Source organism: Fortiea contorta PCC 7126 (assembly GCF_000332295.1).
GTDB classification, from domain to species: domain Bacteria; phylum Cyanobacteriota; class Cyanobacteriia; order Cyanobacteriales; family Nostocaceae; genus Fortiea; species Fortiea contorta.
The window spans coordinates 467309-484249 of the sequence record NZ_KB235930.1; the positions used below are offsets into that span (position 1 = coordinate 467309).

General features: G+C 41.1%; 19 protein-coding genes. 4 read left to right on the top strand and 15 right to left on the bottom strand.

Annotated elements, in window-relative coordinates:
- Positions 1-234 precede the first annotated feature (234 nt).
- The 3 genes from MIC7126_RS0102225 (at position 235) to MIC7126_RS0102235 (ending at position 5092) form a co-directional block, all read left to right on the top strand.
- A complete protein-coding gene (locus MIC7126_RS0102225) occupies positions 235-2094 on the top strand; it encodes an NAD(P)H-quinone oxidoreductase subunit F (RefSeq protein WP_017651489.1) in 1860 nt (619 codons plus the stop codon).
- A gap of 29 nt (positions 2095-2123) precedes the next feature.
- Positions 2124-3626, top strand: a complete 1503-nt coding sequence (locus MIC7126_RS0102230; protein WP_017651490.1) for an NADH-quinone oxidoreductase subunit M — start codon at positions 2124-2126, stop codon at positions 3624-3626.
- 143 nt (positions 3627-3769) lie between these two features.
- Positions 3770-5092 carry a CO2 hydration protein gene (locus MIC7126_RS0102235; protein ID WP_017651491.1) on the top strand — a complete coding sequence of 441 codons (1323 nt, stop codon included), beginning with the start codon at positions 3770-3772 and terminating at the stop codon, positions 5090-5092.
- Between the two features lie 488 nt (positions 5093-5580).
- Here MIC7126_RS0102235 and MIC7126_RS0102240 read toward each other — a convergent pair whose 3' ends face one another.
- From MIC7126_RS0102240 to MIC7126_RS0102260, 5 genes are all read right to left on the bottom strand, one after another.
- Positions 5581-6720, bottom strand: coding sequence for a Gfo/Idh/MocA family protein (locus tag MIC7126_RS0102240; RefSeq protein WP_017651492.1), 1140 nt, complete (start codon positions 6718-6720; stop codon positions 5581-5583).
- A 63-nt stretch (positions 6721-6783) separates the two neighbouring features.
- Positions 6784-7251 carry a DUF4870 domain-containing protein gene (locus tag MIC7126_RS0102245; protein WP_017651493.1) on the bottom strand — a complete coding sequence of 156 codons (468 nt, stop codon included), beginning with the start codon at positions 7249-7251 and terminating at the stop codon, positions 6784-6786.
- A 74-nt stretch (positions 7252-7325) separates the two neighbouring features.
- Complete coding sequence (locus tag MIC7126_RS0102250; protein ID WP_017651494.1) at positions 7326-8471, bottom strand: DUF1822 family protein; 1146 nt, start codon at positions 8469-8471, stop codon at positions 7326-7328.
- A gap of 181 nt (positions 8472-8652) precedes the next feature.
- Positions 8653-9828 (bottom strand): sigma-70 family RNA polymerase sigma factor, encoded by a 1176-nt coding sequence (locus MIC7126_RS0102255; RefSeq protein WP_017651495.1) that lies wholly within the window; start codon positions 9826-9828, stop codon positions 8653-8655.
- 85 nt (positions 9829-9913) lie between these two features.
- Positions 9914-10591, bottom strand: a complete 678-nt coding sequence (locus MIC7126_RS0102260; RefSeq protein ID WP_017651496.1) for a Uma2 family endonuclease — start codon at positions 10589-10591, stop codon at positions 9914-9916.
- Between the two features lie 111 nt (positions 10592-10702).
- On the opposite strand from MIC7126_RS0102260, the gene MIC7126_RS0102265 reads away from it, so the two are divergent.
- Positions 10703-11518: a class I SAM-dependent methyltransferase gene (locus MIC7126_RS0102265; RefSeq protein WP_017651497.1), complete on the top strand. Its 816-nt coding sequence runs from the start codon at positions 10703-10705 to the stop codon at positions 11516-11518.
- A 111-nt stretch (positions 11519-11629) separates the two neighbouring features.
- On the opposite strand, the gene MIC7126_RS0102270 is transcribed toward MIC7126_RS0102265, so the two are convergent.
- The 10 genes from MIC7126_RS0102270 to MIC7126_RS0102315 all read right to left on the bottom strand — a co-directional run bounded on the left by MIC7126_RS0102270 (position 11630) and on the right by MIC7126_RS0102315 (position 16880).
- Entirely contained in the window at positions 11630-12199 is a 570-nt protein-coding gene (locus MIC7126_RS0102270; protein ID WP_026099970.1) for a hypothetical protein, read from the bottom strand.
- A 217-nt stretch (positions 12200-12416) separates the two neighbouring features.
- Positions 12417-12599: a hypothetical protein gene (locus MIC7126_RS0102275; RefSeq protein WP_017651499.1), complete on the bottom strand. Its 183-nt coding sequence runs from the start codon at positions 12597-12599 to the stop codon at positions 12417-12419.
- 6 nt (positions 12600-12605) lie between these two features.
- A complete protein-coding gene (locus MIC7126_RS0102280; protein ID WP_017651500.1) occupies positions 12606-13868 on the bottom strand; it encodes a nif11-class peptide radical SAM maturase 3 in 1263 nt (420 codons plus the stop codon).
- Between the two features lie 122 nt (positions 13869-13990).
- Positions 13991-14449 carry a Nif11-like leader peptide family RiPP precursor gene (locus tag MIC7126_RS0102285; protein WP_017651501.1) on the bottom strand — a complete coding sequence of 153 codons (459 nt, stop codon included), beginning with the start codon at positions 14447-14449 and terminating at the stop codon, positions 13991-13993.
- 27 nt (positions 14450-14476) lie between these two features.
- Positions 14477-14833 (bottom strand): hypothetical protein, encoded by a 357-nt coding sequence (locus MIC7126_RS0102290; protein ID WP_154655810.1) that lies wholly within the window; start codon positions 14831-14833, stop codon positions 14477-14479.
- A gap of 222 nt (positions 14834-15055) precedes the next feature.
- Positions 15056-15289, bottom strand: a complete 234-nt coding sequence (locus MIC7126_RS0102295; RefSeq protein WP_017651503.1) for a hypothetical protein — start codon at positions 15287-15289, stop codon at positions 15056-15058.
- Between the two features lie 25 nt (positions 15290-15314).
- Complete coding sequence (locus MIC7126_RS0102300) at positions 15315-15653, bottom strand: hypothetical protein (RefSeq protein WP_017651504.1); 339 nt, start codon at positions 15651-15653, stop codon at positions 15315-15317.
- 97 nt (positions 15654-15750) lie between these two features.
- Positions 15751-16083, bottom strand: a complete 333-nt coding sequence (locus tag MIC7126_RS0102305; RefSeq protein ID WP_017651505.1) for a hypothetical protein — start codon at positions 16081-16083, stop codon at positions 15751-15753.
- Positions 16084-16085: 2 nt separating this feature from the next.
- Positions 16086-16349 carry a hypothetical protein gene (locus tag MIC7126_RS0102310; protein ID WP_017651506.1) on the bottom strand — a complete coding sequence of 88 codons (264 nt, stop codon included), beginning with the start codon at positions 16347-16349 and terminating at the stop codon, positions 16086-16088.
- 201 nt (positions 16350-16550) lie between these two features.
- A complete protein-coding gene (locus MIC7126_RS0102315; protein ID WP_017651507.1) occupies positions 16551-16880 on the bottom strand; it encodes a hypothetical protein in 330 nt (109 codons plus the stop codon).
- Between the last annotated feature and the right edge of the window lie 61 nt (positions 16881-16941).

The window sequence follows — 16941 nt, forward strand, 5'->3', positions numbered from 1 at the left end:
TCAACAAAATAATTAATATTTATTAATCAAATGCTACGCTATATAAGAATTACTTAGAGTAAATATCGCCTATTTGTTTCGCCTAAGTAATTCCATTTTGTCTGAGATAAAGGTAAGCTATTTCTAACAATATTAAACAAAGATAAATTTCCTTTATCTGAAATACGGGTTGACTGAAGCTAGCGACTGCTGATTCACAGACCCAAATTTTGCTGCAAATATAGAGGTAAATTCATGGTTCAGTTTCTATTAGAGACTGTCTGGCTGGTTCCGTGCTATGCCTTATTGGGCGGGTTGTTAGCTGTGCCTTGGTCGCCGGGGATCATTCGCCGCACAGGGCCAAGACCAGCGGGTTATGTAAATCTGGTGATGACTTTTATCGCCTTCATTCATAGTGCGATCGCATTGTCAAACACCTGGAATCACCCATCAACAGAACTATTTATTCCCTGGCTTTCCACTGCTGGCTTAAATCTAACTATTGCTATAGACATTTCCTCGGTCAGCGTCGGTGCACTAGTCGTCATTACAGGCTTAAATTTGCTAGCACAAACTTACGCCATCGGTTACATGGAAATGGATTGGGGCTGGGGAAGATTCTTTTCTTTGTTGGGATTTTTTGAAGCCGGATTATGTGCCCTAGTTTTATGTAATAGCTTATTCTTCAGTTATGTCATCTTGGAAATCCTCACCTTGGGAACCTACCTCCTAGTCGGCTTATGGTTTAGTCAGCCGCTGGTAGTCACCGGTGCAAGAGATGCATTTTTAACCAAACGGGTAGGAGACTTACTATTATTAATGGGGGTGTTGGGACTATGGCCCCTAGCTGGAACTTGGAACTATACAGAATTAGCTGAGTGGGCGACTACAGCCAACGTCAACCCCACGCTGATTACTTTAGTAGGTTTAGCCTTAATTGCGGGGCCGATGGGTAAATGTGCTCAATTCCCGTTGCATTTGTGGTTAGATGAAGCGATGGAAGGCCCCGTACCTAGTACAGTTTTGCGGAACTCAGTGGTAGTCGCCAGTGGTGCATGGGTACTGATTAAACTGCAACCAGTGTTAACCTTATCACCGATAGTATCCTCAGCCATTGTAGCGATTGGGGCGGTGACAGCAGTCGGTGCTTCCTTAATTGCGATCGCCCAAATTGATATTAAGCGCTGTCAGTCTTATTCGGTTAGCGCCTACATGGGTTTAGTATTCATCGCCGTAGGTACGCAACAAGATGAAGCCGCACTGTTATTAGTCCTCACCCATGCTTTATCTTCCGCATTACTAGTCATGAGTACTGGGGGGATTGTCTGGAACAGCATCACCCAAGATATTAACCAACTGGGTGGACTCTGGTCGCGCCGTCCCATATCCGGAATCGCTTTTATAGTTGGTAGTCTGGGATTAATCGGCTTCCCACCTCTGGGCGGCTTTTGGGCTTTAATAAAACTGGGTGATGCATTGTGGTTCAGTCAACCAGCATTGGTAGCAGTAATTATCGCCGTTAACGCCCTCACAGCCTTTAGTCTAGCCAGAGAATTCGGCTTAATTTTTGGTCGTCAAGCCAAGCAAATGAGTGAGCGATCGCCTGAAGTCCACTGGCCGATGGTGCTACCGATGGTAATTTTACTCGGTTTTGTCCTACACCTGCCCCTAGTTTTGCAAAGTTTATCACTCCTTCCCAGTTGGGCAATTCTGAATAAAGATGTAACCCTGTTGCTGATTTGGTCAAGTATTTTTGGTGTCAGCATTGGTGGCGTCGTTTATTTAGGAAATTGGCAAAAACCTATCCGCTTACCGGGAAAAGCTTTAAGAAATTTTTTCGCCTACGACTTTTACACCGCCCAAATTTATCGCCTCACCATTGTTGCTAGCGTCGGTCAAATTGCCAAATTTGCCGATATGCTAGACCGCTTAGTTATTGACGGGATTGTCAATCTTGTCGGCTTATTTTCACTATTAGGTGGACAAGGGCTAAAATACAGCACCTCCGGACAAACCCAATTTTACGCCTTCACCGTCCTCCTCGGTGTCAGCGTCTTGGGAATGTGGGTAGCTTGGCCGTTTTGGGGAGTACAATTTCTCGATTTAATGTTTTAAATCTCGGCTTTGCCAAATTTTAAATTGCCATGTTAAGCGTTTTAATTGTTCTGCCAATTTTAGCTGCTGTTTTGGTAGCACTATTGCCCAAAACTATCTCTAATAGCAGCATTCGTCTCATAGCATTGTTCCTGTCAGGAATAAATCTGCTCTGGAATCTTTTTATTCTGTTGAAATTTGACCTCAGTAACCCAGGAATGCAGTTTCAAGAATATCTACCTTGGAACGAAACTCTGGGTTTAAACTATCAATTAGGGGTGGATGGACTATCAATATTAATGTTGATACTAAATAGTCTCCTCACCTGGATTGCAATTTACAGCAGCAGCCAGCAGATCCAACGTCCTAAGCTTTTTTACTCTTTAATATTAGTAGTGAGTGGTGGTGTCGCTGGTGCATTTTTAGCAGAAAATCTGTTGCTATTCTTCCTGTTTTATGAACTGGAATTAATCCCCTTTTATCTGCTAATTTCTATTTGGGGAGGAGCAAAACGAGCTTATGCTGGCATCAAATTTCTAATTTATACAGCAGTTTCTGGAGCCTTAATTTTAGCAACCTTCCTCGGCACAGTTTGGTTAACTGGTTCTAGCAGCTTTGCCATAGACGCCATCTCTACCCAAACCCTCTCAGCCGGAATGCAAATTCTCCTACTGGGAGGAATTATAGTCGGTTTCGGTATCAAAATTCCTTTAGTTCCTTTTCATACTTGGTTGCCGGATGCTTACGTAGAAGCTTCCGCACCAATCGCTATTTTGCTTGGTGGTGTTTTGGCGAAGCTAGGTACTTATGGATTGTTGCGGTTTGGTTTGGGAATGTTTCCCCAAGCTTGGAGTGCGATCGCGCCTACATTGGCAATTTGGGGTGCAATCAGTGCTATCTATGGAGCATTAGTAGCGATCGCCCAAACAGACATCAAGCGCATGGTAGCCTATAGTTCTATCGGTCACATGGGTTACATCTTAGTCGCAGGTGCTGCGAGTACTCCCCTTTCCCTTGTAGGTGCAGTCGCCCAAATGTTCAGCCACGGTATCATTCTTGCTATCCTCTTCCTTTTAGTAGGAATCGTGGAAGCGAAAGTTGGTACCCGCGAATTAGACCAGCTCAATGGTTTAATGAGTCCCATTCGCGGTTTACCTCTAATCAGCGCCCTCCTAGTTTTAAGCGGAATGGCTAGTGCTGGGATTCCTGGTTTAACTGGATTTGTGGCTGAATTTATCGTCTTCCAAGGTAGTTTTGCTAACTTCCCTATTCCCACGCTTTTGTGTGTATTATCTAGTGCTTTAACCGCAGTTTATTTCGTTATTCTCCTCAACCGTACCTGTTTTGGCAAACTCGACAACAACCTAGCTTACTATCCTCGCGTGTTGTGGTCAGAGAAAATACCAGCTTTAATTTTGGCAGTTTTAATTATCTTTTTAGGAATACAACCCACTTGGTTAGTGCGTTGGAGTGAAACCACAACCACAACAATGGTAGCTGCAATTCCACCCATAGAAAAAACTGTCGTTTCGCAAATAGCCTTGCAAGAATAAACATGAGCTTGAGTAAGGTTCCCGACATCTGGTAATAGTCGGGAATCTGATTAAAAAGCAATTGCTTGAATATTTTTTCTCCCTTTTCATCAGGGACAAAACTATTAATAGAAATAACTGAAAATCACTAAACACTAATTACCATGACAGCAACTGTTATCCCTTCCACTACCAAATTACCTCCTTCTAAACATGAATTTGCCGAAGTAATTCACCGTTTAGAAGCTGGCGGTTCAATGTTGCCAGATACGCCAGAAAATCTCATGCAAATCATTGGTTTGTATAAAGCTTATGCTGTGCCAATGGATTTCTACTGGCGTGACCTCCTTTATATTGCTGAACGAGAATTTTTAAACCCCTTACCCTTTTTTAAATACTTCTTACCCAAAGAGTATTTAGAAAGACACAATCATTATGCCGGCGATGATGCCGACTTGCGAGTTTGGCGCGGAATTGCTACCGCTCACCCTGAACTTTTGGCATTTATCGACAAAGGTGAAACTGGCAAATTTCCCCAGTTATTCCATCATTTATTCCACGATCGCATTAACATGGAATTTGCTGAAGCTTGTATGCGAGCCATGCTTTGGCATCGTCATATGTATGCACCAGTCAACCAATTTGATGCTTACCTAGACTCAGAAGAATATAAAGCTAACGCTGATAGAGCCATCAAAGCCTACTTTCAAGGTAATCCGGTCATGTTGGCACTGCATAAACTGTTCCCAGAAATGTTCATAGAACAGTGTCGCCAAATGTCTTATTATTCCAACCTGGGTTTATTTTGGGAAGTGATGGCGCCCGTCTTTTTTGAGATGTCAGACATCTACGATGAAGGTGGATTTAAAGGTGTACCAGATGCGATGAATTTCTTAGTCAATGGGATTTTTGCCATCGCTGGTAGACCTATTTACCATCATGTTTATATTAAAGGTGAATGTTACGAAATCATTCCCAAATCTAAAGGTTTTACTTGGTTATATGAAGCAGCATTACCTTATGTAGAAGCTGTTTTCTACCGCACCGCACCCTTTAGAGGCACTAAATCTTATAATGCTCAAGCAGGTCAAGTACCTGATGAGCAAAAAGATTTTCACTATGGAATTCTCTACGCTGACGTGTTTCCAGTTGGGACTGCGGGTATTCCACCAACATTATTAATGCAAGATATGTTGCACTTCCTACCCCAATATCTTGTTGATTATTATGAGCAATATTGTCGTGGTGAAGGAGATATGTTGATTCAATTGGGTATTAGTTTTCAAAGGTCAATGTACAACGTGACCTCGGCGGTAATTCAAGCATTGCGAACTGCTCTTTTATATCCTTTAGATGACCCAAATCCCAAACATTTACAAGCAAATCGAGAATTTTTTGAAGCACAACTAAATCGCTTCACTCGCGCTGATTATAATATGCGTGATGCGGCTCGATTAAGGAGTATTCAACAACAAGATTACAGATAATTGTGTGCGGGAATTACGGAAATAATACCAATTCTCTAAATTTTGGCAACACATCAATAACCTGTAAGGGCGTACGGCCGTACGCCCCTACCAATTTATCTGTTGTCCCCTTTTGGCGACTTGGTATAAGAAAGCAAACTCCAGTTTGTTTACGGAAAACACTCAAATGAGTAAACAAACTGCGGTTTGCTTGCAGAAAACACTGAAATGAGAAAGCGTTTAGGTTAAATGAGTAAACAAACTGTGGTTTACTTGCAGAAAACACTGAAATGAGAAAGCGTTTAGGTTAAATGAGTAAACAAACTGCGGTTTGCTTGCAGAAAACACTGAAATGAGTAAACAAACTGTGGTTTGCTAATTAGACTTCTTGCAAAAGTCATTCTTTGCGTCCTCTTCTCTACTCCTGTGTTCCTCGCGCAAGGAACAAAAAAATGTCTTTCCCTCACCCCTAGTCCCTAGCTCCTATTTTCATGGTAGGTCTACTGAATTCACCGTGAATCAAAATTATTAAGAAATGTTTCCAAGTCTGGTACATTCACCCAGCTAGATTTTTGCTGAGATTCATGGGACAAATCCATTAATAGCTGGGAATAAACTCCTTCTCGCAAAGATGGGACAGTTTGTTCTTGACTATCGATACCCTCTACCCACTGATTAACAACGCGAATAAATGCAGAAATCCGCCCATCAGTATGATTTTGGGGAAAAATTAAGCGATTGGGGATTTCCATTTCCGTTAACGGTTTACCTGGTTGGGAACCCCAGACCCGAAATCCGTGGATGTAATCTTTTTGATTTTCGCTGCCTACAATTAGAGTACCGCGATCGCCATACACTTCTACCCAATGTGTTCGAGATGCATGAACAACCGCACTAATTGTAACTTGACAAGGTGTACCATCAGCTAACTCTAATGTCAGCAAGCAATTATCGTCTGTCTCTACTGGTTTATGTTCTCCACTGGCTGAATCAAGGCGCGTAGGAATGGCTGTGCTTAAATAAGCGCTTAATTTATGTACTGGGCCAAATAACCAATAGATATAATCAAAGGCGTGAGAACCTAATGAACCCAACGCACCACCTCCCTGTTTTTGAGAGGAATACCAATTCCAAGGACGGGAAGCATCAGCACGAGAAGAACCTAACCAATCAATTCTAATTAACCGTTTTTTACCTACATAATCTGCTGATAATAGTTCTGCAAATAATTGCCATCCTGGTACAAACCGAAATTCAAAGTCAACGGTAGCAATCACATTTTTTTCTTTTGCTAATTGATACAGTTCCTTCGCTTGCAATGCATTTAAAGCTATGGGTTTTTCTAATAATAAATGTTTCCCTGCTTGTAGCACTGCTTTAGCCATTTCATAGTGTAAAAATGGTGGTGTGGATATACTAACTGCTTGCACCTCTGGTAATGTCAAAATTTCGGCAATGGTATCGCAGGCATAGGGTATATCATAAGACTCAGCAACGGCTTTTGCTTGCAGAATATCGCGGTGATAAACAGCTACTACCTCTGTGCGAGGATGTGCTTGCAATCCGGGAATGTGGACTTTTTTACCAAATCCAGTACCAATAACTGCTACACCAATTGTTTGTTGATTCTTCTCCAAGAATGAAACCATATATTTAAATTAGGGAACAGGGATTAGGGAACAGGGATTGGGGATTAGGAAGAAATGACCCACTTATCTTAAAAATCTCAGTGTCAAAGGATAACGATAATACTGCCCATTGTAAGCTTTGGCGGCGGCAAAGTTAACTAAAAATAATTGCGTGACTAAGATGATTGTAGTTAGATAAAACCACACAACTATTAAACTGTTTAAAACTGTTTTCAATTGATTTCCTCCACTATTGCTAGTTACTGCTATGGCACAGATAATTAGCATGGTTAATAAGGAAACAATGATGACAATTAAAGTATAAAATGTGAGAGAAATTTGAAAATTTAAAGCTTCTTTACCTTGAAAATCAATCCAGGGAGATTTGGCTTTATTTAATTGCCAAATTACAAAAGGGACGAAGATATTTAAAGGTAAATATAAGGGAATACCGAGAAACACTAAACCAAATAAGAGTATCCATGCTAACAAAGCCGAAAAATGACAGAACATCGCCCAGAGACGCTGTTGTGGTTTGGGTTTTTCTTTCATGACATTTTCTTAGCTAGGTGGATTTAGGGTATGATTCCCTATCCTAGTATCTATAAAAAAAGTCTGCCTAAAGCTTAAAATTTGAGTATTTCTTGCTCATAGCTTTCGGGGAGGGGTTCAATTTCCCAGACTATACCTTCACCGGGTTCTAAAGCAACTTCCACAAACAGTTGTGTGACAGCGGTTGTGGCGATATCTTCATTGTCGGGGAAGGGTTGCAAATCTTCGGTGAGTAGTCTGAGTTTAAAACCACCAGGGATAGCGGCGCCGACGGTGGCGTTACGTAACTCAAAGCGCCAAATTATTTCGTCGGCTTCGCCTTGTGGGGTGATGGTGAGGTCGTATAATTGTCCAGCGATCGCTAATTGACGAGCAAAAGCCACTACATTTTCTGCTGTTTCCACACTCCGCGCCCCAGCTGCACTCAGTTGTAAATTCAACCGTCCCCAACCTAGGTTTTCTGCTGCTTGAGAAACGCCGCTTTGCAACCACTGCAGCACTGACCACTGTTCTGGTAATCCCAAACGTTGTTGATATAAGCTTTGTCGCCAACCGCCATGTTCAATTAACCCGCCCCAAAGTGGAAAGGGGATAGCTAACCGGGGTGTAAGGATTTGAGAATTTGCTAGGCGAGTGATCAGGTTTTGCGCTTGGGTTTGTGGTAGAGTAGGTATCTGTAAGATGGCTCCACGGGTGGCTATTTGTGGACACAGTTCTCGCGCTACAGCGAACACACTAATGTCTCCATTTAAATCAGTAGCATCTAAAGCATAAGTGCGATCGCCTGAGTCATAATTACCTTTATCTTTCAGTTGAGCATGGGTACAGTAACCCCAAACTCTGACATAGCCTTCCTCGGCTTCCACCTGTACTGCTAAATAATAATCACCAGCCCAGCTTGGTAAATCTACCCACTCTTGGGGGACGCGCATTTCACTCAAGTCGATGGTTTCGCTAGGAATCAAGATCAAGCGACTGGCTTCTAGTGTAATTGCGGTTCCATTTACCAGTTCCCAAAAACTTGATAAAGCAGCGTTATTCGGCCAGACTTGAGCTTGTGTTGATAAATCTGCTTGTAACCAAGGTAAAACTGCATTCAGACAAAGTTGATTAATTTCTGCTTGATAGCGAGAAGCTGAGTTAGAAAAAGCTTGATTGTGTGTGGTGTGAGGAATTTCTAATATTAAATCAGTTGGGTTAGCAAATGTAAATGTAGTCATAGTGGTAAGTTTTCTCTGTTGGTTTTTTGCAAGTTAGTATAAATTTTTATTCTATAAGTTAGTTAATTGGCGTTGGTAAATATGAATTTGTCTCACGCAGAGACGCATAGACACGAAGTGGCTTCCCGAAGAGTAGGCGCAGAGAAAAAGAAAGGTTTTTTCCTATTTCATCCTTCATCCTTCATACTTCATACTTCATATAGTAGTTTTGCAACCATTCTTCCATTACTGTACTCATGGTTTTGAGTAGGTCTGGGGTGATGGAAATATGCAACGTGTTTTGACTCCAGTTAGCTAGGGAACGTAAGAGGGTTTCTCTGGCTTTGGTGAGTCGTCGGGAGACGGTGTATTGTTTGATTTCTAGTTGTTTGGCGATTTTGTCTTGGTTTTGTTGTTGAGCGTAGTAAAGTTGCAGGATTTTTTGCAGGTCTGGTTCTAATTGGGCGATCGCCTGGACTAAAATTTGATTAATTTCGCTTTGTTGAGAAGTTCTGGTTTGTTCTTCTTCTTGGGCGATAATTTCGTTAATGATGGATTCTTGTTGGGTTCCGGGGAGATTGTCTAGCAATTCCCAGGAATCATCGCTGCTTTTGGAAACGTTGAGAGATTCTGGTGTGGGATAGAGATATCGACGTGTGGCTTTGGCGGCGTTTAGTAGCCATTTTTCTATGGTTTGGGGATTGACATTTTGGCTAGTTTGAGAGTTGTAATTTTTAGCGATCGCTTCCCAGGTCTGGTCTTCGGGGCGAGTAATTTTGCGTGAAGTTCCGGTTGTGGTGGGGATATAAAGGGTTTTGTAGGCGTTCCAAGCGATGATATAACCGGGAATTTCTGCGGGAGATAAGCCGGCGTTTTCTAAAGATTCTTGTAACCGTTTTTGTGAGATTTTTCGTAATAGTCCCCAATCTGTACAGATATCAACTTCGTGGCGTTGGCGCAAGGTTTCGCGGATAGCACTTGCAAAGATGGGACTGGCGTAGTTTTTTAAGGTAAAGCCTTGATTAGGATTGAACCCTTTGAGGACTTTATCAATTTGGGCGATCGCCATCTGAAAACAGTCTGATAATTGGTATTGTGTACTGGCGAAATTATTGACTGTTTTTTGGCATACCCAGTAACAAGGTTCTTGTAAGTAAGCTGCGAGATGTTGTTGGGCTATGGTTTGGGTTGCAGATGTCTGCCATAATTTATACCAATAAAGCGCCCAAAAAGCTGAAGATGTTTCTTGTGGTGTGCGGTTGACGCAACTTTGCATACTACTACGCAATCTAGATTCTGTAGCCCAACGACTAAAGCGATCAGCAGCGAATTCTACAAAAGTGGAAAAAGTTTCAATAGTGCTTTGCCGAGGTTGCATAAAATAATAGAAGTTTACCAATAAAAGCAGTGAGGACGAAAAAAACGCCTGCACAAACTTTACTACAACAATGGGTAATACTTAATCAGTGTTGTAACTGCTCAACAAATGCTTGATGCTCCGCTGAATTTAGTCCCTGTTGCAGAATTGTCAGTACCTGTGACATATTGCCTGTAACTAACGCTGAGACATCCAGCCACAATCCGGGGAAAACTTGACTCTGAATTATACCTGCTGCATTCGGTGTCAGCGCCACATATTCACCATCTTTAAAGCTGAACCAACTGACAGCACTCTCAAAAACCTGCCATACAATATATTCCTGAATACCATTGCGACGATAGACACGCTTTTTATCATACAAATCATTGGTAGCGCTGCTAGCGGCGACTTCCACCACTAATTCTGGCGCACCTTCCACATATCCATCAGCACTCAAACTCGACTGTCCACCGCAGGCTGCGTCAATTAGTAAAATAGCATCAGGTTGGGGTTCATTATCCAAGTCTAGCCGCACAGTCGGATTATCACCCAATCTGACACCGGGCGTAGCTACTTTATAAGACCACAGCCAGCCTATCAAATTAGCATGTGGTTCAGCGTGGGGTTCAAAGCGCAAAGATGAGGCCACGTATACAACTCCTTCAATTAACTCAGCTTTTTTGACGTTAGGCATAGCATTATAGCGGCGTTCAAACTCCAAGCGCGTCAGGCGATCGCCATTCTCAAGCAAGGGAATGTAGGAAGGAGAAATCTTAACCATAACCACAGGTGTAAGAGGTGGATAAATTGATTGTATCGCACAGCTTCAGATCAATTTTATTAAATAAGTGGATCAACGTAATTAAACTTAATTAAAATACAGGAGTTACCGATGACTAAAACCAAAGTTAACCTGGGAATAATTCAAGAAACATTACTAATTACCCTGTGGGCTAGAGCAACTGAACTGCAACAATCAGACCCCATCATAGTAGATCCAAAATCGGCGGAAATTCTAGAAAGCATCGATTACAATTTTGATAAATTTGCCAATTCACAAATAAGTCAAGTTGGAACTTGTTTGCGAGGAATGATATTAGATAATTGGGTGCGTAATTATCTAGAAAAATATCCCCAAGGTATGGTGATTGAGATTGGAGCGGGTTTGAATACTCGTTTTGAACGAGTGGATAATGGTCAAGTGCGCTGGTTTGATTTAGATTTACCAGATTCAATGGAGATGCGATCGCTGTTTTTTCAAGAAACCGAACGCCGTCAGTTTATCACAGCTTCTGCCTTAGATACAGACTGGATTGAGCGCGTCAAAGCTGCGGGGACGGAACCATATATGTTTGTCGCCGAAGGTGTAATGATGTATCTTTCTGAGGAGCAAGCTCAAAAGTTATTTGCTAACCTTTTAGAGCATTTTCCTGGTTCTTGGTTCGCGTTTGATTCCATATCACCATTTATGGTGAAAAATCAAAGATATCATGATTCAATTAAACATATGTCAGCCAAGTTTAATTGGGGAATTTCTGATATTTGCCAAATCCAAAATTGGGACAATCGCTATCAAGTAGCAGAAGTTTTTAGGTTTACTGATTTACCCAAAAAATATTTACACCGATTTTCTTTAATTCACAGGTTATTGTCCCTAATTCCAGTAATTCGTGATTCTTTTCGCTTGGCTTTAGTGAAATTAGGTTGAATCTTTTACCATTTTGAAAAAAGAATATGTAGGGGCGAACGGTTGTTCGCCCTGAACGGTTGTTCGCCCTGATCAACCATTCATGTGTTGCAAAGATTATTTGAATTGGTATTAGGGATTGATTGCAGAATTAGCCATTTTGATTAAAGAAGCGCGATCGCCCGCTTTTATCCCCATCACATATTGCACACCTTTTTGTCGCCAAGTCAAGGTGGCATCTGAACAATTAGCCCCGCAAGTAGAATCGACAAAATAGCCAGTAATACCCTTGGCTAAGGATACAGTTTTACCCGTGAGGCGCGGTGTTTTATTTGTCACGGCTTCTGCGGTAATCACGCCAAAACGACAAGCAGTCCCCCCATTACAGTCAGAACTAAAACCCAGTAATATTTGATATTTCTTGGGTGCGACATTTTCTAAAATTGCATAAAGTGGGTTTTCTCCCTGGGGAATCGGGATAATTTTCGGTAAAACAATAGGAATTTGAGCTTTTTGTTTTAATTGAGGCAAAATCGGCTTAAAAACAGTGGTGGCGTTAGAATTAGTACGGCTCACTCCTCCTTGTGCTATTAACTGAGAAGGATTGTTAATAGATGCTAGAGATGAATTCTGCAAGCTACTAGCACCACCCAGCAACAATACCGCACACATAGCACTGAAGTTTTTTAAACTAAAAATCATTGCAAAACCTATTGCTTCCGAACGACTAAAAATTATACTAAAGTCTAAGCGAAAATTACTCAAATGCCAATAAAAAGCAACCACAGATTAACATTACGCTAAGTCTGCGTTAATCTGTGGTTCAACGATTGAAAATGATTTTGTGTTGTACTAAAACCCCGATAATGGGATTCAACAAGGTCGAAAAAACATCAATATATATTATTGTTTTTTCATCCTAACTAATTGGCTTTTTTCTCGCATCTAGTGCTTGTTTAGTTTTTAAAACTAATTTTAAATAAGAGACTTGATTCACCCAACCGGAACGAGGTAACAAGGGGATAGCTTCTAATTCTTTATGAGATAATTCAACAGCAGTTGTATTATCTAGTATTTTGGTATTTTCCGAATTTTCTACCATAATTTATTACCCAATTAACGAGTAAGCAACTTCAGTTTCCTGCTGCAAATTTTCAGTCCACTGGATACTGTCAGCGCTAAAATTTAGCGGATCATTTGTTGGCAAATTAGTATTCACAGACTCCTCTATTAACTCAAATTCACCATTATCAAATGGTAGCCCCTGTGCCTTCACTTTTGGGACAACACGCTCTCTCAATCCACGTTCCGCCTGTACAAGAGCGCGATGATGACAATAGGGATTATTCCCTCTTTTGTTAAAGAAAACATGAGCAGTCCAACTGCAACCACCACGGCAAATTTCCGCAAATTCGCAAGTTTTGCAAAAGCCCCAGAGGTGTTTTGTACCTTCCGGTGTTCCCGCTCCTAAATTCATCCGTAACTCGGCTGAATTTTCAATAATATCTTGCAAGGAACGCTCTCGAATGTTACCACCAGTGTAAGCTGTAGTCGGTAGTGAGGGACAACCTTTAATAGCACCGTCGGCTTCTATTCCTAAAGTTGAAAGTCCAGCACCGCAACCTTGCCAAAATGAAAAATCTTGCTCCTTACCTCGTCCCCGAAACAGCTTTTCATCAGGGCCATAATAGCCGATATTATTTCCTGCTTGGACTTGCACACCTTCTTGATAAGCGCGGCGCGCAACACGCCCGATCATCGGATAAATATCTAATAGTTCATAAGGTTGCAGTAAGATGTCTGCGTTATCGGCTGCATTTCCCATCGGGACAGTCAGTTGAATTTGCCAAGCACGAGCACCAGCATCACGAATACACTCATATATGCGTGGGAACTCTGGCGCTGAGAGGCGGTTAATTTGGGTGTTACAACCGAAGGAAATACCCGCAGCCTGCAAATGACTCATGGTTTTAAAAGCATAGCGCCAAGAGCCGGGCTTTCCACGCAAGCGATCGTGAGTTACTTCTAAACCATCAATAGAAACGGAGACGGTGCGAATCCCTGCAGCTTTCATTTTTTGTGCAGTTTCTAGAGAAATACCATAACCACCAGTGGTCATTCCACACAGCATCCCTGCATCATTAATCGCTTTGGCAATTTCCAGCCAATCTGGTCGCAGGAAAGCTTCACCACCGATGAGGGTAACTTCTTTGATTCCCACTTGTGCCATTTGTTTGACCAAATCTAAAGCTTCTGCAGTGGAAAGTTCTTGAGTGCGTGCATTTCCAGCACGAGAACCACAGTGACTACAAGCTAAATTGCACTTTAAGGTAATTTCCCAAACTGCATAACTTTTACGGTGATATGCCATAGCTAACTCTCAATTTTGGTCTTAGAAATTCACTGGAGGTTATGGTTATATGAGCAGCAATATATTTAGTAATTGGGTCAATTAATCACCACTAAAATAGCTGCAATATGCAATTGTTTGGCTTAAATTAGGTCGTATGGTACAACCACTCCATAATGTGCTTGTACTGGTGGGTCAATTATTATGCCATACATGGGTTGTGGCCAAGGCTTTGGTATTGGTCTGGGCCAGGGTTTAGGAATCCATTGAATTGGTTTGGGTTTGGGATTTACTGGCAGTGGATCAACAATGATGCCATACAATGGCTGAATGACTCTATCAGTATCAGAGATAACTGTCAGACCGCCAATAGCCCCGACTAATTCCTCTTCACTCAGGTCTTGAAACTCACCTGATTCTTTTAATTCTAATATTTTAATAGCGGCATTTTCAAATTCTTCTTGAGAAAAATAATAGCCACCATTTTCTAAAACTGTCATCACTTCTTCCAATTTTTCACTCATTAATTGAGTGCGGAAAGCTTCATCTTTAACTAGTCGAACTAGAAAGTCTTTGACTTTTTCCAAAATATCTAGAGACATGAGATTTTTACCTCTTTGTGACTAAAATTAGGGATTAGCGATCGTGAAACTGTATGCAGCTGTATACGAGCTAGAGGAACTCGAATATACATTTCTCAGAGCAGTAGAATTACTTAAACTCAGAGCTAGAGCAGCACTGTTTCCAGTAACTGCAAACGCTGCGGCTGTTGCATTACCTGCACTGAATCTTGAGCCAGTTATTACCTGAGTTTGCGTCGCAGATGTTACGTATTGACCATTAGCGAGTGCGATCGCACTTGCACTCGCTGAAACCGGTGTAGCTGTCGTCATCGTCCCCGTAATAGCGACGGCGCCTCCCACAAGAGTTTCTTCTGTCACTTCCTGTAAGTAACTTAATTCCCCTATGATTAAACGGTTCCTCACAATTACCTCATCAAATTTTTTACACAATTAATATCTGTTGAACTAACAAAACTCTTGTGTTTGGTTAGCACAAATCACGCCTATTTGGGTGATTTGTTAATTGTCATTTATCATGGGTTAATTAATGACAAATGACAAATAACAATGGTCTGCTGTTACAGATACTCAACTTAGTTGACTTCTTTAAAAAAGTGAACTAATTATTATGATGTGTGCTGTTTTTTAATGAGTACTAGAAATAGAAGTGGAGCCAGATGCAGAACTATAACCAGATTGAGAGGAACTAGAGGAAATAATGTGAGTAGTAACACCACTACCAGAAGCAACATTTATTGAAACACTTTGACTAGTCTCACTTTGGTTATTGCTAGATGTAGCGACGACAGTTTTTGTCTCTGCAATAATCTTTCCGTCTGGCGAGACGACACGTTTAATCACAACTTGATAGCGAGTCATGGCATTTTTTCCAGAAGTTGTAGGATTATTTGAATGCAGTACTTATCGATGAAACATTCAAAGAAATAAATCCTTTGGATTGAGTATTATTACCAAACAACACTAAGGCGCGAGACTTGGATTGACCATCGTTGTTTAATACCTCATATCCAACTGCGCCAGTTTCAGGATTTTCTAACTTGTTAACAACAGATGTTTCATTAGCAGTAATTTCTGTTGTGTTATAACCTGTTAAATCTGGGACAGGAGGTTGTTTGATTAACTGCGATAAATAGCTGTAAACTTGAGTCAAAAACCTTCCACCTTTCACATCTTCAATCACTGAGTCACAAAAACTCAAATCATAAATGTTCAATCCACTCATGAATGCACCTCATTTAAGTAATAATTTTTCTAGCAATCCTAATTTAAGTGAGATAATTACATAGTGATATCTCACTTAAAATTGCGGATTACTATCATCATCGTCCAGGAAAATCAATCGCAACTACAACACCAATAGCAATATCTAAGTTTGGGGTATTGATATTAGGCGTTAATCTAATTACTTTGTCTCCAAACCCTCCGACTACAACCTGCGCTGAAGGGTTAACCCCACTAGCAACAGCGATTCCCACACCAACAGCAACCGAACCACCGTTTCTTAAATTTATGGCTCTGGTATTTGTGTTCACGTAAGCTAAGGGCGAAGTTCCTGTAGCTGATGCATTGGCTATCACTATCGTTCCTGCAGAACCCAAGACTAGCTGGTTTTCGGAAACATTTTCTAAATAAGATAAATCTTTGATAAGCATAATTAGTTAGAAACAGAAGCGACAGAAGCAGCACTCACAAAAACATTACCACCAGAAGCAGCAGCAAAAGCTTGTACAGAACTGCTAGCAAAGGAACCCTGACTTCCAGTAAATGCTTGATTATTAGCCACAGCACCAGCGTAAGTTGAACCACCTAACGCAACGACCCAAAAATTAGAAATTGCGAAGGCTTTTCCACTACCATTTATATGTATTGTAGAGGCTTCAGAAAGAGTGTCTAAATAATCGATATCCAAAATTAACATGAGTTTTGCGTGCGACTAATTTGAGGTTTGAAGTTTGTAAAACAAAAAAGAGGAAAATTGGTAGTGTCAATATTATCTAAACTGGCTTTGAAGGGAAGACGAAAGCTTTATTTTTGATCTAAAGCTTTCGTCATTTTTTACTGGCTCTTGAGACAATACATGTCAATATAAGATACCTAAAAATAGGTATCTTATATTTTTTTAGTGTTTAGTACCAGCGATTAAAGTACCAGCAGATTCAGACAATTGACCAATAATTGCGGTGTTGGATACGTCTGATTGAGCGTATGTGTTGGGTCCAATTGCAGTGTTTTCAAAAACAGTTGTAGACGCATTACCGGAAACGTTTACACCACTGTTAAGAGCAGAGTTTACAGCCGCATTTTTGATCAAGCTGATGTTAACAGTGTATTGTTGCTTGATAGCGGTTACTAGATTCACGTTCTTTCCACCAGTAACAGTACCAGATGTACCACCGATAACTGCAGAGCCTTCAACTGTTTCCAAAGTGTTCAAATCAAAGATAATCATTGGTTTTCTCCTGAAAATTGGTAGTCGTTTTGGAATTTTTGTTCTGTTCAGTCTTTTTGAA